Origin of the sequence: Ekhidna sp. (assembly GCF_965221965.1) — a bacterium.
In the GTDB taxonomy this organism is placed as follows: domain Bacteria; phylum Bacteroidota; class Bacteroidia; order Cytophagales; family Cyclobacteriaceae; genus Ekhidna.
Map to the genome: position 1 here is coordinate 64533 of NZ_OZ244926.1, position 22555 is coordinate 87087.

Here is a 22555-nt window from a genome sequence, read left to right on the forward strand (position 1 = left end):
GGAGTATGACTGATCGGTACGCACAACGAGGCGTTTCAGCAGACAAAGAGGACGTTCACTCAGCAATCAAAAATATTGACAAAGGACTTTTTCCGAAGGCTTTTTGTAAAATCGTAGAAGATATCTCCGGTGATCCTGAATACTGCACGATCATGCATGCAGATGGGGCCGGGACTAAATCTTCATTGGCATATCTCTACTGGAAAGAAACGGGTGATCTAAGCGTCTGGAAAGGTATTGCTCAGGATGCCATTATTATGAATGTAGACGATCTGCTGTGTGTAGGCAGTACCGATAATATTCTCCTCTCTTCGACTATCGGCCGCAACAAGAACCTGATTCCGGGCGAAGTAATCGCTGAAATCATTAATGGAACGGAGGAAATACTTCAGATGCTACGGGATAATGGCATCAATATCAAATCTACAGGAGGAGAGACGGCAGATGTAGGCGATTTGGTTAAGACGATCATTGTAGACAGTACGGTGACCGCACGAATGAAGCGAATGGATGTGATCAACAATGAGAACATTCGGGCTGGAGATTTCATCATCGGTATTGCTTCCTATGGTCAGGCTTCCTATGAAAAAGAGTACAACGGAGGTATGGGTAGTAATGGGTTGACTTCCGCTCGTCATGATGTTTTTGATAAGATTTATGCTGATAAATATCCCGAATCTTACGATCACGGGGTGCCTAAAGACTTGGTTTATAGCGGGTCAAAAAAACTAACAGATTCGGTAGAAGGATCTCCTTTGGATGCAGGGAAACTGGTACTTTCTCCAACCAGAACATACGGTCCAATTATTCAGTCAGTCCTTAGAGAAATGCGATCTGAAATTCACGGCATGATTCACTGTAGCGGAGGAGCCCAGACGAAAATCCTTCATTTTATTGACAACCTTCGAATTGTAAAGGATAATATGCTTCCGATCCCTCCTTTATTTCAAATGATCCATGAGGAAAGTGGCACAGACTGGAGAGAGATGTATAAGGTGTTCAATATGGGTCATCGAATGGAGATTTATGCACCAGAGGAGTCAGCAGATGAAATTGTGGAAATAGCACGTTCTTTTAATGTGGAAGCACAAGTAATCGGGCGAGTAGAGCCTTCTGATAAGAAAGAGCTAATTATTCAATCTGAGCACGGCATTTTTAACTACGAATGAAAGCATATTATTCCGAGTTAGGTGATGATAAAATCACGCTACTTCCGCTCACAGCTGACCATATTCAGGAAATGCGGCGGCTAAGTGGTGACCCAGACATCTGGACATGGTACACAGAAGACCTTACAGATCCCGATGGACTGGAATCGTGGATGACTAAACGGCTGGAAGAATCTCAGCGTGGAGAAAAGATGTCTTATGCTGTTCAGCTGAACGAAACCGGAGAAATTATTGGTTCTTCAAGCTATGGCCATATCGATTGGACGGAGAAAGGAATTGAGATCGGATGGACTTGGTTAGGTAAAGAGTTTATTGGTTCAGGAATCAACAAGCATATGAAATACTTAATGCTTAGTCATGCATTTAATGCAATGGGTATCGAGCGTCTGGAGTTAAGAACAGATGAGGAAAACATCAGGTCAAGAAAGGCCATGGAAAAAATTGGTGCAAAGCATGACGGCACGTTGCGCAACCATCGCTCTACACAAGGTGGACGAAGAAGAAATACAGTGGTTTACAGCATATTGAAATCCGAATGGCCGGACATTCGTAAAACGGTCTTTAAAGAGTTTTAATGGAAGCATTTCTAATTATCCTATCCATTCTACTAATTGCAGGCGGAATAATTTTTTCTATTCTTCCTCCTTTACCCGGGCCCTTGCTCACATATGGTGCTATGATCTGTACGCACGCTGTTTCTAACGATACTCAGTTTAGTATCACCTCATTTGTGATATGGGCGATAATCGGAATTATAATCCTGGTGGCTGACTATATATTACCAGTTGCCGCAACCAAACGTTTTGGTGGAACAAAAGCCGGTGTGATTGGTGGGATGATTGGAATGGTGGCAGGTATCCTATTACCCATTCCATTTGGAATCATTTTAGGTCCATTATTAGGAGCAATTATTGGTGATCTTTATGGCGGAAACAGAATTAAGTCGGCATTTAAATCAGGATTTGGCTCATTCCTTGGTTTTATTGTAGCCACGGCCCTAAAACTTCTCTATTCAATTATTTTGGGTGGTGTGATCGCGTGGAAGGTGGGAGGATTTACAGTGAATGCATTAATGGAAATGTTTTAGACCAGTACTACACTCAATAAGCCAGCTACGATAATCACATCTATATACCTCTTTAAGTTTATAAAATCTCGCATTTTATCTGCTTTAGCAAGTTTATAAGCCATCCAGAAAACGAAAATCAGTACGCTAAAAAAAAAGTACCGAACGCTCCAGTTGGGGATCGACCATAAATAAAAGGTAAGCATACCAACACCTGCAATTCCTGCCAGATAAATAACCGTCTTTGCACCCCTGATTCCCCAAACAATGGGGACAGATTGAAAGCCAAACTGCCCCTCACCTTTCGCACTGATAATGTCTTTGATGTTTTCACGGATAAATATGGTTACACAACCAAACAAAGAATAAGCCACTACGAGTAAACTAAACTCTCTGAAATAGATCATCACAAGAAGCAATGTCAGGCTTGTGAGGAAAGCAATGGTGAGCGTGCCCAATAAAATCCATCGCTTCAAAACGGCACTGTATGTCCAGAGCGCTCCGGCTGAAAAAATATGTATAGCACCTATAAAGGGATCCACAAAAAAGCCAACACCAATCCCAGATAAGGTAAGCACAATATGAAACAACAGTGCAAGTCTTCGCCCCAACGTTGTGCCAATGATCACCTTCCCTGGTCGATTCACCATATCGATCTTTTGATCAAAGTAGTCATTGATGATATATCCTGCAGCCCCAATCATTCCAGTACTTAGAATGAATAAAATAAACCTGGCTTTCATCAGCATCCACAACGGCATGTCCAAAAGAAAGTAAGCGGTAATGAATTGTGTCAATCCGATAATGATCAGGTTTGGAATTCTACTGGCGATCAAAAATCCGGTAGCGTCGTTAGTGGGAATTTTCACTGGTGCTGGCGAATACTTTCTGAGATCATTCGATACAGGTTTTTCATTTGTTCGTCTTTCAGCATTCCCATATGTCTGCCAATAGTCTCTTCATCGTCACGTATTGCAGGACCTGTTTGCGATTTGGAGGGATTTAGTTCAATGGCTTTCCGAAAGGTTTCTTCCACCAGAGGTTGTATATCCTGGAACCTCATATCCAAGTCCGCAAGCAGTTTCTCTGATAAATGAAACATATGATTGCTGAAATTGCATGCAAAAACGGCCGCTAGGTGAAGTTTGGAACGATTCAATGACGTCATTAACCTTACATCATTACTAAAGCTTCTCACGAAAGTGAAAATTTCTTTTTCCCCCTCATCAGATCCTTCCACAAAAATGGGTATCACATTAAAGTCTACTTCCTTGGTTTTGCTGAAAGTCTGAAGTGGATACATGACACCATGCTTTTCATGCTTATTCAGGTCTGATATTGCATTGGCACCTGAGGTGTGAAGAATGATGGCTTCAGAAGCAGTCAGACTATCAGATACTTCTTTGATTTTGTCGTCCGGCACGGTCAAAATTATGAAATCAAATGCATCCGGATCCAACTGATCCATTGACAAGATGAAGTCCTCAGTTGGCGTTCGTGAAAATATGGTTACCTCATGTCTTTTGGAGGAAATTCTGTTGGCCAGGTGATAGCCGACATTCCCATACCCAATGATTGCTACTTTGCTCATTGAGTAAATTTAATGCTGATGGATTTATAACCCTAACATGGACTTTATACCTCTACTCCCTTGTCACGCATTTTTATAAACTCGATATAACGACGATTGATCGCCACTACAAAGCCAATGACCAATAGGAAGGTGCCCAGCCATAATAAGTTGATCCACGGTTTTTTCACAGCCTCCATAATGATCCAGTCTTTTTGGGTGGTTTGGTAGGCCAGAACTACTGCGTTTTCTTGAGGAACAATATTTTGTATTGAGATTCTAAAAGCCAGGTCATTAACCTGATCATCAATTCTACCAATATATTCTCGATCGCGAATGACAAAAACAGGCTCGGAAGCATACGTTTTATACTCACCCTGAACCTCTATGACTGCTTTTACCGCTACATCTCCACTGGATAGAGGAGTACCATCAATTTCAGAGATTGGCTCCATTCGTGTGAGTGTGGCTACATAGTCATTGATAAAAAACTGGTCTCCTATTTCAACTTTTACTTCTTTTGGATCACTCCAATCCGGCTCCTGTTCTGGATCAGGAAATGTGCGGACGTGTGTGTACATGTCAGCACTTAAGTTCCTTTTGATATCTGGAGAATAGACGATCATGTCCATCGTCTCATTGATTTGTACCCTCGGAAAGAGTGTGAATTGTTTTTCTCCTTCCTTATGATATTCGACCTCAAAATAGCTGTTTTCAGGGTTTATCAACGTCAATGTATCGCCCTTCCTTGTGACTTTAAGGGGATCTGGCGTAAGCGCTAATTCACTTTCATCCACGTACCCCTCCTCACGTGTCATTTTTCGAATTCCTCTGTAAATCATTGAGTATTCCTTCATTTGCCGCGGCTCGTTGATGAAAAGGAGCAGGTTATCTCTATTCACCTCTTCAGGGAACTCCGTGCTCCAGACCATAGAGGTATAGTTTGTGGAAAGAATAGTTGAATATCCGCTAGAAAATAGAATGCCTATCAACATCAGTGCAATGCCTATATGCGTGATAGCTCCACCTGAGAGCTTGATGTTTGACTTGGCTACTCCAATGAAAATCTTTGCATTTGCAACGATGGAATAAACACTTGCTATCAAAAGTATCAGGTAGTAAGGATTTGTGATTCTACCCAGCACAATCACCAACCCTGAAATAATCAAAGAGATGAGAAATGGGGTTGTTAGTTCAGCTTTCAGCTTTTGGCGATCCATCTTCTTCCACCAAAAGAATTGCCCGGTACCGGAAAGAATGGCAAGGAAAATGGCCAGTATCATTTGTGGCAGTGAGTACGCATCATAGATGTCGGTTGGTGGGGCAAGATTCAAATCAAAACCAAGCGATCCGGCAATCTTGTTGTAAACAGGCATGGAAGTGTAAACCAACACTTGAAATGCCATTAGACACAGAATGGCTGCCCCCATAAAAATCCAGAACTCTCTGGAATATGTAGATGTCTCTTCTTTAGTGCTTGGAACTTCTTTCCATCTTTTGGCAATGAAGAAAATAGACAAGGTTAGAAATGCTAATAAGTAGACTAAAAGCTGGCCGGATAGGCCTAAATCCGTAAACGAGTGCACCGATGAATTTCCAAGGATCCCACTTCTGGTAAGGAATGTGGCATACAGAACTAAAAGAAAACTAGCCACGACAAGTATCATAGAAAGTTTGAGGGCAGATCCACTTTTTTTGTAGGCGATCATGACATGGATCGATCCAACCAATACAAGCCATGGAATATAGATGGCATTTTCTACCGGATCCCAGTTCCAATAACCTCCAAAATTTAGTGTTTCGTAGGCCCAATAGGCGCCCATTAAAATACCCACTCCAAGGATCATTGCTGAGAACTGAGCCCATGGTAGTGCGGGACGAATCCATTCTTTGTTTTTTCCAATGATCAACCCACCAATGCAATAAGCAAATGGAATGACGGTGGTTGCAAATCCGAGGAACAAGGTAGGAGGGTGAATGACCATCCAGTAGTTTTGAAGGAGTGGATTTAACCCGTTTCCATCTTCAGGGATAAAATTTGGATTGGTTTTGAAAATAGGTGCATCTATTACATCACGAAGCAGCATGAATGGGGAGCTGCCCAGCTTCATATCAAAAATTACCACTCCTAAAATCATCGAAGCAAGGAATACCTGTGTAAGTGACATGATGAGCATCACTGGAGCTTTCCAGAACTTGTTGGTATTGATTAATACAACTCCCAGGACTGCATTCCAGAACATCCAGAGTAAAAATGAACCTTCTTGTCCTTCCCAGAAACAGGAGATTTGATAATAGACCGGAAGGAGCTTGGAACTGTGACTAAAAACGTAGTGATACTCAAAGTAATGGTTGGTGATCAGATAAAACAGTGTTCCGATTATTCCAAGGATTGCAATGGCGTGAGCATAAAATACTTTGGACCCAAATGAAGTCCATTGTGCATCCTGATTTCTTCCCTTGAAGTAGGCATATGCTGAAAGCATGCTCGTAACGAATGCAATGATGACAAACGCATGACCCAATTGTCCCTCGAAATAATGTATCATAAGCAGGCTTAGATTTTAGCCATTGATTTTAGCTGGTAAATTCTGGTTCTTCCTGGTATTTAGAAGGGCACTTAAGTAAGATTTTCTCCGCAACGAATTTATCTCCCTGATATGCTCCCACGATCACCACCTGTTCAGAGCGGGTAAAGTCCGTCGGTATAGGTTCAGCATACAGTACTTGCTGACGAGATCCATTTTCATCTATCATGTCAAATTTGAATGAAAGCTTATCCGGACTTTCTTCAATTCCTACTACATCTCCTGATGCAGTTTTAGGCAATTCACCTACGACATGGATGCTTTTTTTAAAGCCCTTTTCGGATAGCTCTTTTGCTTCTTTAAAAGAGACATATGTGCTCGCATCTCCCGCCATGGAAATGATCATCGTGATCGCTACTGCAATGATGATTATTGCTACTATGTATTTCTTCTTCATTTCTCCTCTATTTCCTTTTCTAAACGCTTTGATCGCTTGTCCAGTTTAAACAGCAAAAAGAAAAATCCAGCTAATATGATCAGGATAATAGCGATCACCACATAGATTTTTCCTTCATCACGAAAATCATCTGCCATTTCAACCTGAGCATGGGCAAATTGAGTTCCGACGAGCATCAATATTCCTAAAATATATCTAAGCATCTTCCAGTTTTTGTTTTGTGAGTGATAGTCGTATAGCTATGGTCGCAAGCCAGTACCCCAGAAGAGACCAACCAATGACTGCCAGATAGAATACCTTCCTCAAATTACTATCCAGGTCGTAAGCATTGAACCCGGGATTGCCTCCATTTCCGGGATGCAGACTGTCAGACATTCTGGGTAGAATGAAAAGCAGTGGGATCATGAGAAAAAAGGCAAAAATGTTGAACACAGCTGATATTCTATTTCGTTGCTGTTCATCCTGAATGGATCCCCTAAGCACGAAATAAGCCAGATAGATTAGAAGTGAGATGGCCGATGCATTTTGCTTGGGGTCGTTGCTCCATGGCTCACCCCAGGTAAAGTTTGCCCAAATCATTCCGGTGACAATGCCTAATACGCCAAAAGCAATACCCATATTAGCTAGCTGGAAACTATAAATATCATATTGGTTTTTACCAGTTCTTAAATATCTGATTGCGTGAATAACAGAACCAAGGAAAAGCAAGATCATCCCAAACCACATCGGGACATGAAAATGAAGTGCTCGAATGGTTTCGTTTAAGATGGGAAGTTTGGGGACAGGAAAGAGTAATCCCGCAACTACTGTATAGGTTAAAAGAACCGCACATAACCATTTCCACCAATCTGTTTTTAGTAAATAACCCATCACGATTTCCAGGTAAAAGGGAACAAAACGAATGTGAGCGCAATGATAATCACATCGACTGAGAACAGGGTGATAATATTACCTTGAATCTGCGTAAAAACGTAGCTATCAAGTATTTTGAAGCTGTTGCTAATGGCTAAGATCAATACCGGAATTATAACCGGAAATCCTAAGACCGCCATCATAATTGAGCGGTTGGTAGATCGAAAGGCAATGGATGAAACCATGGTGAATGCCGAACTTAACCCGAGGCAGCCTAAAAATAAGTTGAGGATAAACAAGGGATAGTTGATGATGGGATTGCCCATGAGCACAACATAGATAATCAGTGAAATGAAAGCAATGCCTGTCAGATAAAGAAAAGAGTAAATGAGTTTGGCCTGGATGATTTCAGCAGGACGACAAAGAAAAAAATAGTAGTGTGTTCGGCGTTCTTCCTGAATGAAGCTTTTGGAGATGGCGTTAATAGCTGTAAAAAGAAGGATAATCCAGAATAAGGCATTCCATACTTCCATGGACACAAAACCTTTAAAAGCCATGTATGTGGCAAAAATGGTAGAGGCTAAATACAAAAGAATTCCTGAAATGGGATTTTGCTGTCTCCAGTCAACGAAGAAGTCTTTCTTAATAAGGGCCATAACACGTCGCACATCGCAAAGATAGATTCAAACTTCCGCACTCCTTGCAAATACTTAGCATTCCCTTTAGCATTGCATAAAATCTTTGAATATGGCGTTTTGTTGAAATCTCGACATTTGCTTCTAAACGATGAAAAAAATTCTTGTAACTGGTGGTGCCGGGTTTATCGGTTCTAATTTGATCGAATCTTTGCTTGATCGTGGCTATCGAGTTGTTTGCCTGGATAATCTTGCAACCGGATCGGTGAATAACATTAAAGACTTTGAAGGGGACAAGAATTTTGAGTTTGTATTGGGAGATATTTTGGATTTTAACCTAGTGTCAAAATTGACAGAAGGAATTTATGCAGTTTCACACCAAGCGGCTCTCGGTTCGGTTCCACGCTCCATAAAAGACCCTATTACATCGAACAGAGTAAATATTGAAGGCACTCTAAATGTATTTAAAGCATGTGTGGATAATAAAGTGGAACGAGTTGTTTATGCCGCTTCCTCCTCCACTTATGGTGATTCAAAGAAATTGCCAAAAAAAGAGAGTGAGATAGGAAAGCCACTTTCGCCTTATGCTGTAACGAAGTTAGTAAACGAGCTATATGCCGATGTTTTTCAAAGAGTATACGGACTCAATAGCATTGGGCTTAGATATTTCAATGTATTTGGTCCCAAACAAGACCCCAATGGCCCTTATGCTGCAGTCATTCCTTTATTCATCAGCGCAATACTTTCAAACCAACGTCCGACTATAAACGGAGATGGAAGTTATAGTAGAGATTTTACGTTTGTGACTAATGCTGTTTTAGCTAATATTCTGGCTTTGGAAGCTCCTTTAAATAATTATAACACTGTCTACAATGTAGCATGTGGAGAGCAAACCACGCTAAGAGAACTGGTCCGGTACATAAATGAAATTGTGAGGCAAGATTTAGAACCTATTTTTGCGAACAATAGAGAAGGGGATATCAAACATAGTTTAGCAGATATTTCAAAAGCAAAAGAGGCACTCAGTTACACTCCAGAATACTACATAAAGGAGGGCTTAGAGCACACAATTGAATGGTATAAAAACAATGAAGCAAGAGTAAAGTGACATTTATAAACCAAAAAATATTAATAACGGGTGGTGCAGGCTTTATAGGTTCACACGTAGTGAGAAGATTCGTGAAATCCGGAAAATATCATGTGGTCAATCTGGATAAGCTCACTTATGCTGGAAATCTTGAAAATCTTCGGGATATAGAAAAGGAATCAAATTATGAATTCATAAAAGGAGACATATGCGATTTTGATTTTATAAGTGAGCTTTTCAATGATTATGATTTTAAGGGAGTTATTCACCTCGCTGCTGAATCTCACGTAGATCGCTCCATCTCCAATCCGATGGAATTTATCCAAACGAACGTTGTAGGTACAGTAAGTCTTCTCAATGCAGCGAAAGAATCATGGGCAGGAAAGGAGAATCGAAGGTTCTATCATGTCTCCACAGATGAGGTTTATGGTTCGCTTGGCGAGGAAGGTTTTTTTGTAGAATCTACTTCTTATGATCCAAAATCCCCATACTCAGCCTCGAAGGCTTCTTCTGATCATTTTGTTAGGGCCTATGGAAATACTTATGGTCTGCCTTATGTGGTTTCGAATTGTTCTAATAATTATGGGCCCAATCATTTTCCAGAGAAACTAATTCCACTGATGATTCATAACATCAGGAATAAGAAACCACTTCCGGTTTATGGGAAAGGGGAGAATATTAGAGATTGGCTCTTTGTTGAGGATCATGCAAGAGCCATAGAACTTATCTATGAAAAAGGTAAAAGCGGAGAAACTTACAATATTGGAGGTTTCAATGAATGGAAAAACATAGATCTGGTGAATCTGCTTTGTGATGTAATGGATCGTAAACTTGGTAACAAAAAAGGCACTTCTCGAGAATTGATCACCTTAGTTAAAGATCGGGCGGGACATGATATGAGATATGCAATCGATGCATCTAAACTTAACCAAGAGCTTGGTTGGGAGCCGTCATTGCAGTTTGAAGAAGGATTAGAAAAGACAGTAGATTGGTATTTCAACAATGAGAAGTGGTTAAATGACGTGACGTCAGGTGATTATCTTAAATATTACGATGAGCACTATTCAAATAGGTGAAGGTTGTGATGAGCATGCACGCCATCAAACATCGGATAGATGAATAATGAGCATGGAGAATTCTATGTTTGCCATTTATTAAATAGATCAAATACATGAAAGGAATAATACTAGCTGGAGGTTCGGGAACCCGATTACACCCATTGACATATTCGGTAAGCAAACAGATTCTTCCAGTATACGATAAGCCCATGATTTATTATCCACTTTCAACATTAATGTTGTCTGGGATAAATGAGGTCCTCATAATCAGTACCCCCAGGGATTTACCAATCTTCAAAAACTTGTTAGGTGATGGCTCTTCTTTAGGATGCTCTTTTTCATATGCTGTGCAAGATGAGCCAAGAGGACTAGCTGAAGCATTTATTATTGGTGCAGATTTTATTGGAAACGATAGTGCTGCTTTGATACTTGGAGACAATATATTTTATGCTTCTGGCCTGTCCAAAAAATTGCAAGCTTGCATAAACCCAGACGGTGGAATCGTATTTGCTTATCATGTAAACGATCCGGAACGATACGGGGTGGTTGAATTTGATAATCAAAACAAGGCAATTTCAATTGAAGAAAAACCGGTTCAGCCCAAATCAAATTATGCGGTTCCCGGTCTCTACTATTATGATAATGAAGTAGTGGAAATAGCCAGGAACGTAAAGCCCAGTCCAAGAGGAGAACTTGAAATTACAGATATAAACAACCACTATTTACAAGCGAATAAATTAAATGTTCAGGTTTTTGACAGGGGAACAGCCTGGTTAGATACAGGAACGTTTGCATCCTTGATGCAAGCTGGGAATTTTGTAGAGGTTATTGAAGAAAGGCAGGGATTGAAAGTCGGTTGTATTGAAGAGGTTGCATATAAAATGGGGTACATATCTTCTGAGCAATTAGAAAAGCTTGCAAAGCCACTGGAGAAAAGTGGATATGGATTATACTTACTTAACTTACTTAACAAATGAAAGCAGAGGAGACGGAGTTAAAAGACTGTTGGGTACTTGAGCCCAATGTTTTTGAAGATGAAAGGGGGTACTTCTTTGAGGGCTTTAATTCAAAGAGATTTAAGAGTTCCACTGGATTTGATTTTGAGGTAAAACAAATTAATCACTCGAGATCAACTAAAGGAGTTTTGAGAGGCTTACATTTCCAAACTCAGGAGAAAGCGCAGGCTAAGTTAATTTCCTGTATTGATGGAGAGCTATTGGATGTGGCGGTTGATTTACGCCCAAAGTCACCTACCTATGGTAAGTACTTCATGATTCGACTCTCAGCTCACAATAAAAAACAGCTATTCATACCTAAAGGAATGGCTCACGGATTTTTAGTACTAAGCGAGTCAGCGAAACTAATGTATTTGGTGGATGAACTATACTCTAAAGAACATGATGCAGGCATCATTTATAATGATCCGAATCTAAACATTAGTTGGGGAATGACTGAAAGCGAGATGATTCTATCAGAAAAGGATAAACACTTACCTTTACTAAAAGATGCTAAAATTGACTTTTAATGCCTAAAAAGAAAGTTTTAATAACTGGTGGGGCAGGTTTTTTGGGTTCGCATCTGTGTGATCGATTCATAAAAGAAGGCTACCATGTTGTGGCAATGGATAATCTTCTTACAGGAGATATCGAAAACATTGAACACCTGATTGGGAATGAGGATTTTGAGTTTCATCATCATGATGTCTCAAAATACGTCCACGTTCCTGGTGAGCTGGAATACATACTGCACTTTGCTTCCCCGGCGAGTCCAATTGACTATCTTAAAATGCCTATTCAAACCATGAAAGTAGGCTCTTTGGGAACACTCAACTGCTTGGGCCTGGCAAAGGATAAAGGAGCAAGGATGCTCATTGCATCAACCTCAGAAGTATATGGTGACCCTCTCGTTCACCCTCAAAGCGAAGAGTACTGGGGAAATGTAAATCCAGTAGGACCAAGGGGAGTGTACGATGAGGCGAAACGATTTCAGGAGGCACTGACAATGGCCTACCATACATTCCATAATTTAGAAACCAGAATCGTTCGGATTTTTAATACGTTTGGTCCTCGGATGAGACTCGATGACGGAAGGGTCTTACCAACATTTATTTCGCAAGCACTAAAAGGTGAGGATCTCACCGCTTTTGGTGATGGATCCCAGACTCGTTCTTTCACATATGTTGATGATCTTATCGAAGGGATTTACCGACTACTAAAAAGTGATTATGCACAGCCGGTAAATATTGGAAATCCCGAAGAAATAACCATTAAAGAATTCGGCGAGGAAATCATTCGATTAACCGGAAGTAAATCCAAAATCATATATAAGGATTTGCCGAAGGACGATCCCAAGCAACGTAAGCCTGATATCTCACTAGCCAGGAAGATTTTGAGGTGGGAGCCTAAATTCACAAGAGCAGATGGACTTAAGCCTACATTAGAATATTTCCAGAAGAAGGTACTAGGCTGAAAGGTTTCACCTATTTTTGCGGCCTGATTCTGATTTTCAGTGAGTTACTCCGTTGGTATCATAGGGCTTGGTTATGTCGGGCTTCCGCTTGCAGTAGAAAGTGGAAAGCACTACCCCACTGTGGGCTATGACATAAATAAAAATAGAATAAAAGAGCTTTGTTCTGGTCATGACCGGACTTTTGAGGTTGAAAATGGAGAATTAAGTGAGGTGCAAAACCTTAGCTTCACCTCTGATATTGAAGATTTACGATCCTGTAATTTTTTCATAATTACGGTACCCACTCCTGTAGATGAAAACAATAACCCCGATTTGAGACCCTTAAAAAAAGCCTCGCTGCTGGTGGCATCCTTGTTAAAAAGTGGGGACATTGTGGTGTTTGAATCGACAGTTTTTCCTGGATGTACGGAAGAAGTATGTGTGCCAATCATTGAAGAGGAAAGTGGCTTGGTATTCAATAAAGATTTCTTCTGTGGTTATTCTCCGGAGAGAATAAATCCGGGAGATAAGAAACACAGGATCACTAATATATTGAAGGTCACCAGCGGAAGCACACCTGAGGCAGCTGATGAGGTTGATACTTTTTACAAGACATTAATTGAAGCTGGAACCCACAAGGCTTCTTCCATTAAAGTGGCAGAGGCTGCTAAAGTCATCGAAAACTCACAGAGGGATATCAATATTGCTTTTGTTAATGAGCTAGCTATTATTTTCGACAAACTTAGTATTGATACTTCCGAAGTATTAGAAGCTGCAGGAACAAAATGGAACTTCCTGCCATTTACGCCGGGGCTGGTTGGAGGTCACTGTATAGGTGTGGACCCATTTTATTTGACGCAAAAAGCCGAGTCAGTTGGTTATCACCCTCAGGTGATTCTTTCTGGTAGAAAGATAAATGACCAAATGGGACAATATGTCGCTCAAAAAGTCATTAAAATGCTGGGTCAAAAGGGAAAGCTTAGCAGAAGCGCACGTGTCATGATCTTAGGGTTTACTTTCAAAGAAAATTGCCCGGATACTCGTAATACAAGAGTCATCGATGTATATGAGGAGCTAAAGTCATATGGTATATCCGTTGACATATACGATCCTCAAGCAGATGCATCCCAAGTTGTCGAGGAGTATGGGATTGTGTTGTCTTCTGGATTTGAAGGACAGTATGATGCAGTTGTACTTGCCGTTTCTCATTTAGAATTCCTTTCAATGAACTGGGACGAAATAAGAAAGAATACATCAATCATCTATGATGTAAAGAGTGTATTGCCAAAAAATCTTGTTGATGGAAGACTTTAGAAAACATATCATCCCCCATTCACACGCCGTAGGCCGGGAAGATCGCCAACGTAAGAATGGTCATAAAGCCAAAGTCTTATGGTTCACAGGGCTTTCGGGATCAGGTAAATCTACTTTGGCTGGAAGATTTGAGACATATTTGCACAATAAAGGCCTATGCACATACATTCTGGATGGTGATAATATAAGAACAGGTTTAAACAATGATCTGGATTTTTCTGATGAAAGTCGGAAAGAGAATATCCGTCGGATCGCGGAGGTTGCAAATCTTTTTATAGATGCTGGTGTCATTGTGCTGACGGCATTTATTTCACCATTTAAAGAGGATCGTCAGGCAGCAAAACAGGTTGTCGGTGAAGAAAACTTCCTCGAAATATTTGTGGATTGTCCTTTGGAGGTATGCGAGCAGAGGGATGTAAAAGGGCTTTACAAAAAAGCAAGAGCAGGTGAAATAAAACACTTTACGGGTATAGACTCGCCTTTTGAGGAACCAGATAACCCTGACGTGAGGGTTAGTACGGCAAAGGATTCATTAGAAAAGTGTTTAGAGCAATTAATAGAAAAAATAGAACCACAATTTAGGTTATGAACAAATACAATCTGACTCATTTAAAAGAGCTGGAAGCCGAATCTATTTACATATTGCGGGAAGTTGCCGCGCAATTTCAAAAACCTGCAATCCTGTTTTCAGGAGGGAAGGATTCAATTTGTGTGACACATCTTGCAAGAAAAGCATTTCATCCTGCAAAGATTCCATTTCCTTTGGTACACATTGATACCGGCCATAATTTCCCTGAAACCATGGAGTTTCGAGATAACCTAATTAATGAATTAGGTGCTAAACTGGTTGTTGGATCTGTCCAAAAATCAATTGATGATGGTAGAGCAGCGGAGGAAAAGGGGAAAAATGCAAGCAGGAATGCAATTCAGACAGTTACACTTTTGGATACCATAGAAGAATATGGATTTGATGCATGTATAGGAGGAGCCCGGAGAGATGAAGAGAAAGCGAGAGCTAAGGAACGTTTTTTTTCTCACAGGGATGAATTTGGCCAGTGGGATCCAAAAAACCAGCGTCCTGAGCTATGGAATATATTCAATGGCAAACATCAGTTTGGTGAGCACTTCAGAGTGTTTCCTTTGAGCAACTGGACGGAGATGGATGTTTGGCAATACATCATGGCTGAGAATATTGATATACCGTCACTTTATTTTGCGCATGATAGAGAAGTAGTTTGGAGAAATAATACCTGGCTGCCTGTATCTGAATTCATTCAGATAGAAGATTCAGAGGAAATTGTTAAGAAAAAGCTTCGGTTTAGAACTTTAGGTGATATAACAATCACCGGGGGTGTAGAGTCTGATGCCGACACCTACGAAAAAATCATTGAAGAGGTTGCTGCAGCCAGACACACTGAGCGTGGAAATAGAGCAGATGACAAGCGATCTGAGACAGCAATGGAAGACAGAAAGAAAGAGGGGTATTTTTAATCACTACATTTAGAAAGACATGGAAGGATATTTAGATATGGAACTATTGCGCTTTACCACTGCCGGTAGCGTAGATGATGGAAAGAGTACGTTAATCGGAAGACTGCTTTTTGACTCGAAATCAATTTTTGAGGATCAGTTGGATCAGGTTAAGCAAACCAGCGAACGTCGTGGCGCTACAGAGGTAGATCTGGCATTGCTAACAGACGGCTTAAAAGACGAAAGAGAGCAGGGAATCACCATTGACGTTGCTTATAGGTATTTCGCAACTCCGAAAAGAAAGTTTATTATAGCAGATACCCCGGGACATATTCAGTATACGCGAAATATGGTAACAGGTGCATCTACTGCAAATGTGGCTCTTATTTTAATTGATGCACGGAATGGCGTAGTTGAACAAACGTGCAGGCACTCTATCATCGCTTCTCTTCTTCAGATCCCTCACATTATTGTTTGTGTCAACAAAATGGATTTGGTAGACTATAGCGAAGAGCGATTCAATGAAATCAAAGAAGATTTTGAAGATTTTGCTTCAAAGCTTGATGTAAAGGATGTTCGGTTTATTCCAATCAGTGCGTTGAAAGGTGACAATGTGGTGAACAGGAGTGAAAAGATGAAGTGGTTCGAAGGCTCTACTCTCCTGTACACTTTGGAGAATATTCACATAGGTAGCGATCATAATCATATTGATTGCAGATTCCCCGTTCAGACGGTTATCAGACCACAGACCGATGAGTACCATGATTATCGTGGCTATGCAGGAAGAATTGCGGGAGGAGTTTTTAAGCCCGGCGATGAAATAATTGTGCTTCCGTCTGGCTTTACCTCCAGGATCAAGTCAATTGATACGTTCGATGGTGAAGTTGAAGAAGCTTTCGCACCTATGTCCGTGACGATTACTTTGGAAGATGATATTGATATTAGTCGAGGTGACATGATTGTACGAACAAATAACCAGCCTGAACCAAAGCAAGATGTGGAGGTGATGCTATGCTGGTTAAATGCAAAAGGACCTCAACCACGTGCTAAGTATACGATTCGTCATACGACGGCTGATGCCAAGGCAATGATTAAGGATATTCGTTACAAGCTGGATATTAATACACTTCATAGAAATGAGGAGGATAAGAGCATTACAGCTAATGATATATGTAGAGCACAGTTGAGAACGACTCGACCTCTTTTGGTTGATCCTTACAGAAAAAACAGGAATACGGGAAGTATCATTCTTGTGGACGAGGGAACTAATGAGACGGTAGCTGCCGGAATGATCATATGAGTATAAATCCAGAATTACTTTTGGAAGTCGCCAAGAAAGCAGCTCTTTCGGCAGGAACTGAGATTCTCAAGATCTATGAATCTGGTGATTTCTCTATTGAAGCCAAGGCAGATGACTCCCCATTGACTCTTGCGGATAAAGCAGCGCACAATAAGATAGTCTCATTTTTAGAGGAAACGGGAATACCTATTTTAAGTGAGGAGGGTCGGGATATTTCTTATGAGGAGAGATCCAAATGGGAATATTTTTGGTTGGTAGACCCTTTGGATGGAACCAAAGAGTTCATCAAAAAAAACGGTGAATTCACTGTCAATATTGCTTTAATCCACAATGGCGAACCAATTCTAGGAGTGGTTTATCCTCCTGTTTTGGGAGAAATCTTTTGGAGTATTAAGAAAAGAGGGGCTTTTAGAGAGCGAAATGGACAAGTGGATAAGATAAATACAACTAAAAAGTCACTTTCTGAGTCAGGGTTAAAAGTGGTGGCGTCACGGTCTCACATGAGTGAAGAAACTGAGGCCTTTGTATCGAAACTGGATTCACCGGAAGTGGTTTCAAAAGGAAGTTCTTTAAAGTTTTTGTTAGTTGCTTCCGGAGAAGCAGATGTGTACCCGCGTTTTGGGCCAACGATGGAATGGGATACAGCTGCTGCTCATGCAATTGTCTCTGAATCCGGAGGACGAGTGACATTAGAAGATCAGAGAACTCAATTGGCTTACAATAAGAAAAATTTATTAAATCCATACTTTATCGTATTACCTTCATAAGAATGAGAAAGCTATTTATAATACTCTCTTTGTTTTGTTTGACTTCATTTGAGATGAACGCTCAGGACTTTCAAAGCGTTGATTTGAAGACCATAAATGTGGATAATCTGACAGACGAGCAAATTCAGAAATTCGTGGAGAGAGCTCAATCTTCAGGGCTGACACAAACCCAGATGGAAGAGATTGCAAGACAGAGAGGAATGTCAGAAGTTGAAATCTCCAAACTTAGATCACGGATCTATACACTCAACCCGGAACTAGCTGAAATGCAGACCACAGAGGGTGAAACTTCAGTGTCGCTCAGCAGGCTAAGGACAGACCCTGCAGAAGCAAATCCTTTCGATAACAAGGAAAGTATTACTACTTCCAAAAAAAGGGCTTTTCCAATTTTTGGGATGGACTTTTTTCAGAGACAAAGTGAGGATGTAAGCTTTGCCTCACCATTGAATATCCCTACGCCCGCGAACTATGTTTTGGGTGCCGGGGATGAAATAATTATTGATGTATATGGGGCATCAGAAATCACCTATCAGCAGGAAATATCTCCTGATGGACAAATTATCATCTCAGGAATTGGCCCGATCAATTTGGCAGGCCTAAAAGTGGAGGCAGCTCAAAGCAAAGTGTTGAATAGGCTATCCTCCATTTACTCCGGCCTCAAAGGGAGTAACCCAAATACTTTCCTTCAGGTTACTGTTGGAAATATTCGAACAATAAGCGTAAATGTCATTGGGCAGGTTTCACAGCCCGGAACCTACATCCTCAATTCTTTTTCAAGTGCATTCAACGCCGTATATGCAGCGGGCGGACCTACTGAAAAAGGCTCTTTGAGAAGTATTAGAGTTGTAAGGAATGCGAAAGAAGTTGCTACATTGGATGTGTACAAATATCTTTTTAGTCCTGAGGAAGTTGAAAACCTGGTACTACAAGATGGAGATAATGTTGTCGTTGACGCGTACATAAACAGAGTGAGTTTATCCGGAGCAGTGAAGAATGAAGCACGATTTGAAATGCTGCCACAGGAGACATTAACTGATCTTTTTCAGTATTCAGGAGGCTTTTCAGAGGGTGCATACACAGATAATTTGGTGATAGAAAGGCCCACCAGTAAAATGAAATCGATGTTATCTGTTGAAAATGATGAGTTTGATCAGGTAATTCTTCAAAACGGCGATTCCATCAACATTGGTAGCATCATTAACCGATTTGAAAACAGAGTATCCATAAATGGAGCAGTATTTAGGCCAGGTGATTATGAGCTCAAGGAAGGGATGATGCTTTCCGGTCTCCTCAAAAAAGCAGAGGGCCTTCGTGAGGATGCATTTTTGGGAAGAGGTAACATCTTCCGACTTAATAATGACTTAACACTAAAAAATATTTCTTTTAGTGTAAAAGACGTGAAAGAGGGCAAAGAAGATGTGGTGTTGCAAAGAGATGATAGAATCGTTATCCAATCGATCTTTGACCTAAGAGCTTCATTGAATGTTCAAATAAAAGGAGAAGTAAGGAACCCTGGTACCTATCAATACCTGGATGGAATGACTGTGGAAGATTTGATAACTAGGTCCGGAGGATTCAAGGAATCTGCCAATAAATCAGTGGTAGAGGTAGCAAGACAATTAAGCTCAGACAATGGAGATATCGATCGTACCGCAGAGATATTTACATTCCCTATTAACGAAGGATTGGGAATTTCTGATTCTGCTTCTTCTTTTGAGCTCAAACCTTTTGATGTTGTTTTGATTAAACGCTCTTCGTATTATCAAGCACAAAAATTGGTAAAAATTGAGGGTGAGGTACTTTATCCGGGGTTCTATGCGCTTGAAACACGGGAGGACAAGATATCAGATCTAATCGAAAGAGCAGGGGGGTTGACGGAGTTTGCTTATGCCGATGGAGCCACAATCTTGCGAAGAAGTGAATATTTTGAAGATACTACTTCGATGGATGTGGGAGAGGACCTTGAGGCTGATTTATTCAGATCTAAGCGCTTGAAGGATTTGCAGAAAAGAGATGTGAATAATGATGTGAATCAACTTGGTGAAAAAGAAAGTATTGGTATTGATCTGGGGGAATCATTGGACAAGCCTGGTTCAAAATATGATCTGATTTTGAAAGATGGAGATGTTATTAGTATTCCAAGAAGAATCCAGACGGTGAGAGTAAGAGGAAGTATTCTCTATCCCAACACTGTAAGGTATGAGCCAGGTATGAGTGCCAAACGCGCTATATCGCAAGCAGGTGGTTTCACTGATGATGCACGACCGAGAAAAACCTATGTGATATATGCAAATGGGTCTGCAGAGCGGACCAGGAGTTTTTTGTTCTTCAAAGACTATCCAAAACTGGAGCCTGGCGCTGAAGTAATTGTGCCACAGCGAGTAAGAGAAAGAGAGCCGTTAAATGCCCAGCAATTGATAGGAATTACTTCTTCCCTTGCTACTTTGGTTTTGGTTATCACTCAAATTAACAGGTAAATGTATTTCGTTCAAATAAACGATTAATGAAAGAGGTATCCATTAACTTACTTATACAACTTATTTGGAATAAGCGATTTTCTTTGTTAAAAACAATGGGAATAGCTGCGTCTATCACGCTTGTTTTAGTTTTAATCATGCCAAATGAGTATGTCTCAAAAGTTGTTGTTATTCCTGAAGAGAGTTCATCCCCACTTAGTGGTAGCAATTTGAGCAACCTTGCCTCAATAGCGGGTGTTGATATTGGTGGTTTGGCACCTTCTGAATCTTTGTCACCTGAACTTTATCCTAAAATAATAGGAAGCACACCCTTTGTTTTAAAATGTTTGAAAACTGAAATCAACTATAAGAATGAAAAAATCTTTTTAAGGGAATATATAGAAGAGGAGATAAGAAAAACACCGTTCGGTTATGTTAAATCCTTGGCATATTTTCCTGTTCGTTTAAAGAGAGAAATTTTTGACAAAGAAATCGATAATAAGTCTCATTCTGACACTTCACTTATTAGAATTTCTTATTCGGAATTGGAAATTATGGATGGCTTTCGAGAACGAATTTGGGTTGAAATGGATGAAGAAACAGGTACAATTGGACTCTTTGTTGAAATGCAAGACCCATTAATATCTGCAAAAATTGCAAAAGAAGGTTATAAATTTTTAATGGAATACATTGAGGTTTATACTACTGCAAAAGAAAAAAGGAAGTTGGATTTCGTGAGTGGGCAATATGAGAAAGCAAAGAAGACTTATGAATCTGATCAAAGAGAATTGGCTAATTATATGCTATCCAATCAAAATATTCGTGATCCAAGAGTGCAAATGCGTCAGCAAGAGTTGGAATCCAAAGTGAACTTAAGTAGTGAGGTTTACTTTCAATTTGCAAATGAATATCAGTCAAGTAGGATTCAGTTGGAAAATAAGACCCCTGTGTTTACTGTAATTGAACCAGTGGTTGTTCCTGTGGAAAAGGCTTCACCGAATAGGACATTAATTTTGCTTTTAACTGTCATTTGCTCTTTTATGGTTCATGCAGGAATCATTGTTGTAAAATCTATCAATGATTAACCTTAAAAGGCTTAAGGATTTTCTAGGAGAGGATTTATCCTATATTCTCTCCGGAGCTTTTTTTACTTTCGTTTTCAGATCTTTTGGAGCTGCTATTTCCTTTTTCATGAATATAATTGTTGCACGCGAAATAGGAGCTGACGGTATTGGTAGTTACCATTTGGTGCTGACTTTATCAACAGTTTTTTCAACAATAGCGCTATTAGGATTTAATAATCTTTTAACAAAAATTGTCCCTCAATTTGTATTGGAGCAGGTAAAAATATCCAGCTTGTTTACTAGGGCTGTTAAATATTCTTTTGGTACTTCTCTTATAATTAGCTTGATACTTTGGCTAGTTTCTTATCATCAATCCATCAATGGAAATTTGGAGATTGCACTTAGGTTCACAAGCTTAAGTGTGGGGGCGATGACTATTATACCGTTATCTGCAGATTATTTAAGGGCACTTTTAAGACCCAGAATATCAGCGATCTTTCAAAGTTTTCTGATCCCCTCATTGCTTTTTGGTGTTGTGCTAATCCTAAAATCAACAAATCAGTTAAATGTCAATAATTTTTTAATTTCATATTGCTTAATTGCCAGTCTTATATCTTTAGTCAGCTTCATTGTATCCATAAAAATTTCCCCTAGATATCAGGATATAATTTCAAGAAAAATTCCTCTATTTAATGAGTCGAAAAAATTCTACTATATAAAATTGGTAAATATTCCACTGAGATACAGTGATGTGCTTATTTTGAGTATTATGGTTTCTGCTGTTGATTTGGGAATTTACACCACCTCATTAAGGTACTCTGTCTTATTACAGTTTGTTTTGCTTGCATTTTCACTTATAAGTGCACCAAAAATCTCACTGCTATTATCTAAAGAGAATTGGATGGGTCTAAAGCAATTAATTCGGCGTGTAAGTTTGGGAATAGTCATAATTACTCTTCCAGTAACGTTGTTTTGCTTACTTTTTCCTCAATTTGCTATGGGGGTATTTGGTAAAGAGTTTTTAGCAGGTTCTCCTGTGTTGGTGATATTGACCTTAGGACAAATTGTGAATATGGGAACTGGAGTTGTTGGAACACTTTTGACTTATTCAGGTAATCAAAGTGATGTTTTAAAAGTAAATGGAGTATCCGGAGTTCTAAACATACTTGCTTCTATACCTTTAATACACTATTTCGGTATTCTTGGAGCTGCCATAAGCTCATCTTTGTTTCTAGTTCTTGGGAATTTAGCACAAGTTATTCTCGTGTACAGAAAGTTTGGTTTCTACTCTTTCCCCCTGCTGAAATAAATAAA

23 protein-coding genes are annotated in these 22555 nt (G+C 40.0%); 16 read left to right on the top strand and 7 right to left on the bottom strand.

The features are described from left to right. The first annotated feature begins 5 nt into the window (after positions 1 to 5). Genes ACOQON_RS00310 through ACOQON_RS00320 form a run of 3 tightly spaced genes read left to right on the top strand, consistent with a single transcriptional unit; the run spans position 6 to position 2256 of the window. Positions 6 to 1169, top strand: coding sequence for an AIR synthase related protein (locus tag ACOQON_RS00310; RefSeq protein ID WP_420576932.1), 1164 nt, complete (start codon positions 6 to 8; stop codon positions 1167 to 1169). Continuing rightward, a complete protein-coding gene (locus ACOQON_RS00315; RefSeq protein ID WP_420576933.1) occupies positions 1166 to 1744 on the top strand; it encodes a GNAT family N-acetyltransferase in 579 nt (192 codons plus the stop codon). The genes ACOQON_RS00310 and ACOQON_RS00315 overlap by 4 nt, the downstream gene beginning before the upstream one ends. Beyond that, positions 1744 to 2256: a DUF456 domain-containing protein gene (locus ACOQON_RS00320; RefSeq protein ID WP_420576934.1), complete on the top strand. Its 513-nt coding sequence runs from the start codon at positions 1744 to 1746 to the stop codon at positions 2254 to 2256. The genes ACOQON_RS00315 and ACOQON_RS00320 overlap by 1 nt, the downstream gene beginning before the upstream one ends. On the opposite strand, the gene ACOQON_RS00325 is transcribed toward ACOQON_RS00320, so the two are convergent. From ACOQON_RS00325 to ACOQON_RS00355, 7 genes are read right to left on the bottom strand one after another with little or no spacing between them, the layout of a single operon-like run. After that, positions 2253 to 3104: a geranylgeranylglycerol-phosphate geranylgeranyltransferase gene (locus ACOQON_RS00325; protein ID WP_420576935.1), complete on the bottom strand. Its 852-nt coding sequence runs from the start codon at positions 3102 to 3104 to the stop codon at positions 2253 to 2255. The genes ACOQON_RS00320 and ACOQON_RS00325 overlap by 4 nt on opposite strands. Beyond that, the gene (locus ACOQON_RS00330) at positions 3101 to 3826 is read right to left on the bottom strand and encodes a Rossmann-like and DUF2520 domain-containing protein (RefSeq protein ID WP_420576936.1); all 726 of its coding nucleotides are present in this window, start codon (positions 3824 to 3826) and stop codon (positions 3101 to 3103) included. The genes ACOQON_RS00325 and ACOQON_RS00330 overlap by 4 nt, the downstream gene beginning before the upstream one ends. Positions 3827 to 3870: 44 nt before the next feature. Next, the gene (locus ACOQON_RS00335) at positions 3871 to 6354 is read right to left on the bottom strand and encodes a heme lyase CcmF/NrfE family subunit (protein WP_420576937.1); all 2484 of its coding nucleotides are present in this window, start codon (positions 6352 to 6354) and stop codon (positions 3871 to 3873) included. Positions 6355 to 6382: 28 nt separating this feature from the next. Beyond that, the gene (locus ACOQON_RS00340) at positions 6383 to 6790 is read right to left on the bottom strand and encodes a cytochrome c maturation protein CcmE (RefSeq protein ID WP_420576938.1); all 408 of its coding nucleotides are present in this window, start codon (positions 6788 to 6790) and stop codon (positions 6383 to 6385) included. Further along, a complete protein-coding gene (locus tag ACOQON_RS00345) occupies positions 6787 to 6993 on the bottom strand; it encodes a CcmD family protein (RefSeq protein WP_420576939.1) in 207 nt (68 codons plus the stop codon). Before ACOQON_RS00345 ends, ACOQON_RS00340 begins: the two co-directional genes overlap by 4 nt. Then, positions 6986 to 7660 carry a cytochrome c biogenesis protein CcsA gene (ccsA, locus tag ACOQON_RS00350; protein WP_420576940.1) on the bottom strand — a complete coding sequence of 225 codons (675 nt, stop codon included), beginning with the start codon at positions 7658 to 7660 and terminating at the stop codon, positions 6986 to 6988. Before ccsA ends, ACOQON_RS00345 begins: the two co-directional genes overlap by 8 nt. Then, complete coding sequence (locus ACOQON_RS00355; protein ID WP_420576941.1) at positions 7660 to 8310, bottom strand: heme exporter protein CcmB; 651 nt, start codon at positions 8308 to 8310, stop codon at positions 7660 to 7662. Before ACOQON_RS00355 ends, ccsA begins: the two co-directional genes overlap by 1 nt. A gap of 118 nt (positions 8311 to 8428) precedes the next feature. Here ACOQON_RS00355 and ACOQON_RS00360 point away from each other — a divergent pair, with 118 nt between their 5' ends. From ACOQON_RS00360 to ACOQON_RS00420, 13 genes are all read left to right on the top strand, one after another. Beyond that, a complete protein-coding gene (locus ACOQON_RS00360; RefSeq protein ID WP_420576942.1) occupies positions 8429 to 9385 on the top strand; it encodes an SDR family oxidoreductase in 957 nt (318 codons plus the stop codon). 5 nt (positions 9386 to 9390) lie between these two features. Next, positions 9391 to 10440, top strand: coding sequence for a dTDP-glucose 4,6-dehydratase (rfbB, locus tag ACOQON_RS00365; RefSeq protein ID WP_420578703.1), 1050 nt, complete (start codon positions 9391 to 9393; stop codon positions 10438 to 10440). A 95-nt stretch (positions 10441 to 10535) separates the two neighbouring features. Continuing rightward, positions 10536 to 11399, top strand: a complete 864-nt coding sequence (rfbA, locus tag ACOQON_RS00370) for a glucose-1-phosphate thymidylyltransferase RfbA (RefSeq protein ID WP_420576943.1) — start codon at positions 10536 to 10538, stop codon at positions 11397 to 11399. Further along, a complete protein-coding gene (rfbC, locus tag ACOQON_RS00375; RefSeq protein ID WP_420576944.1) occupies positions 11396 to 11947 on the top strand; it encodes a dTDP-4-dehydrorhamnose 3,5-epimerase in 552 nt (183 codons plus the stop codon). Before rfbA ends, rfbC begins: the two co-directional genes overlap by 4 nt. Next, a complete protein-coding gene (locus tag ACOQON_RS00380) occupies positions 11947 to 12891 on the top strand; it encodes a UDP-glucuronic acid decarboxylase family protein (protein ID WP_420576945.1) in 945 nt (314 codons plus the stop codon). Before rfbC ends, ACOQON_RS00380 begins: the two co-directional genes overlap by 1 nt. A 39-nt stretch (positions 12892 to 12930) precedes the next feature. Further along, positions 12931 to 14184 (top strand): nucleotide sugar dehydrogenase, encoded by a 1254-nt coding sequence (locus tag ACOQON_RS00385; protein ID WP_420576946.1) that lies wholly within the window; start codon positions 12931 to 12933, stop codon positions 14182 to 14184. Next, positions 14171 to 14773, top strand: coding sequence for an adenylyl-sulfate kinase (cysC, locus tag ACOQON_RS00390; protein WP_420576947.1), 603 nt, complete (start codon positions 14171 to 14173; stop codon positions 14771 to 14773). The genes ACOQON_RS00385 and cysC overlap by 14 nt, the downstream gene beginning before the upstream one ends. Then, the gene (gene cysD / locus ACOQON_RS00395; protein ID WP_420576948.1) at positions 14770 to 15675 is read left to right on the top strand and encodes a sulfate adenylyltransferase subunit CysD; all 906 of its coding nucleotides are present in this window, start codon (positions 14770 to 14772) and stop codon (positions 15673 to 15675) included. Before cysC ends, cysD begins: the two co-directional genes overlap by 4 nt. Positions 15676 to 15694: 19 nt before the next feature. Beyond that, the gene (cysN, locus tag ACOQON_RS00400) at positions 15695 to 16954 is read left to right on the top strand and encodes a sulfate adenylyltransferase subunit CysN (RefSeq protein WP_420576949.1); all 1260 of its coding nucleotides are present in this window, start codon (positions 15695 to 15697) and stop codon (positions 16952 to 16954) included. Beyond that, on the top strand, positions 16951 to 17721 hold the full coding sequence (gene cysQ / locus ACOQON_RS00405; RefSeq protein ID WP_420576950.1) for a 3'(2'),5'-bisphosphate nucleotidase CysQ: 771 nt from the start codon (positions 16951 to 16953) through the stop codon (positions 17719 to 17721). Before cysN ends, cysQ begins: the two co-directional genes overlap by 4 nt. Positions 17722 to 17723: 2 nt before the next feature. After that, a complete protein-coding gene (locus tag ACOQON_RS00410; RefSeq protein ID WP_420576951.1) occupies positions 17724 to 20198 on the top strand; it encodes an SLBB domain-containing protein in 2475 nt (824 codons plus the stop codon). A 26-nt stretch (positions 20199 to 20224) separates the two neighbouring features. Then, complete coding sequence (locus tag ACOQON_RS00415) at positions 20225 to 21262, top strand: GNVR domain-containing protein (protein ID WP_420576952.1); 1038 nt, start codon at positions 20225 to 20227, stop codon at positions 21260 to 21262. After that, positions 21255 to 22550: a polysaccharide biosynthesis C-terminal domain-containing protein gene (locus ACOQON_RS00420; RefSeq protein ID WP_420576953.1), complete on the top strand. Its 1296-nt coding sequence runs from the start codon at positions 21255 to 21257 to the stop codon at positions 22548 to 22550. The genes ACOQON_RS00415 and ACOQON_RS00420 overlap by 8 nt, the downstream gene beginning before the upstream one ends. The last annotated feature ends 5 nt before the right edge of the window (positions 22551 to 22555 follow it).

Excerpts from the sequence above, each read along its gene's own strand:
- ACOQON_RS00315 (WP_420576933.1), top strand. The coding sequence starts at position 1,166 with ATGAAAGCATATTATTCCGAGTTAGGTGATGATAAAATCACGCTACTT.
- ACOQON_RS00380 (WP_420576945.1), top strand. The coding sequence starts at position 11,947 with ATGCCTAAAAAGAAAGTTTTAATAACTGGTGGGGCAGGTTTTTTGGGT.
- ACOQON_RS00345 (WP_420576939.1), bottom strand. The coding sequence starts at position 6,993 with ATGCTTAGATATATTTTAGGAATATTGATGCTCGTCGGAACTCAATTT.
- ACOQON_RS00360 (WP_420576942.1), top strand. The coding sequence starts at position 8,429 with ATGAAAAAAATTCTTGTAACTGGTGGTGCCGGGTTTATCGGTTCTAAT.
- ACOQON_RS00420 (WP_420576953.1), top strand. The coding sequence starts at position 21,255 with ATGATTAACCTTAAAAGGCTTAAGGATTTTCTAGGAGAGGATTTATCC.
- rfbA (WP_420576943.1), top strand. The coding sequence starts at position 10,536 with ATGAAAGGAATAATACTAGCTGGAGGTTCGGGAACCCGATTACACCCA.
- ACOQON_RS00415 (WP_420576952.1), top strand. The coding sequence starts at position 20,225 with ATGAAAGAGGTATCCATTAACTTACTTATACAACTTATTTGGAATAAG.
- cysD (WP_420576948.1), top strand. The coding sequence starts at position 14,770 with ATGAACAAATACAATCTGACTCATTTAAAAGAGCTGGAAGCCGAATCT.
- ACOQON_RS00410 (WP_420576951.1), top strand. The coding sequence starts at position 17,724 with ATGAGAAAGCTATTTATAATACTCTCTTTGTTTTGTTTGACTTCATTT.
- ACOQON_RS00340 (WP_420576938.1), bottom strand. The coding sequence starts at position 6,790 with ATGAAGAAGAAATACATAGTAGCAATAATCATCATTGCAGTAGCGATC.
- ACOQON_RS00335 (WP_420576937.1), bottom strand. The coding sequence starts at position 6,354 with ATGATACATTATTTCGAGGGACAATTGGGTCATGCGTTTGTCATCATT.
- cysQ (WP_420576950.1), top strand. The coding sequence starts at position 16,951 with ATGAGTATAAATCCAGAATTACTTTTGGAAGTCGCCAAGAAAGCAGCT.
- ACOQON_RS00320 (WP_420576934.1), top strand. The coding sequence starts at position 1,744 with ATGGAAGCATTTCTAATTATCCTATCCATTCTACTAATTGCAGGCGGA.
- ACOQON_RS00310 (WP_420576932.1), top strand. The coding sequence starts at position 6 with ATGACTGATCGGTACGCACAACGAGGCGTTTCAGCAGACAAAGAGGAC.
- ACOQON_RS00330 (WP_420576936.1), bottom strand. The coding sequence starts at position 3,826 with ATGAGCAAAGTAGCAATCATTGGGTATGGGAATGTCGGCTATCACCTG.
- cysN (WP_420576949.1), top strand. The coding sequence starts at position 15,695 with ATGGAAGGATATTTAGATATGGAACTATTGCGCTTTACCACTGCCGGT.
- ccsA (WP_420576940.1), bottom strand. The coding sequence starts at position 7,660 with ATGGGTTATTTACTAAAAACAGATTGGTGGAAATGGTTATGTGCGGTT.
- cysC (WP_420576947.1), top strand. The coding sequence starts at position 14,171 with ATGGAAGACTTTAGAAAACATATCATCCCCCATTCACACGCCGTAGGC.
- rfbC (WP_420576944.1), top strand. The coding sequence starts at position 11,396 with ATGAAAGCAGAGGAGACGGAGTTAAAAGACTGTTGGGTACTTGAGCCC.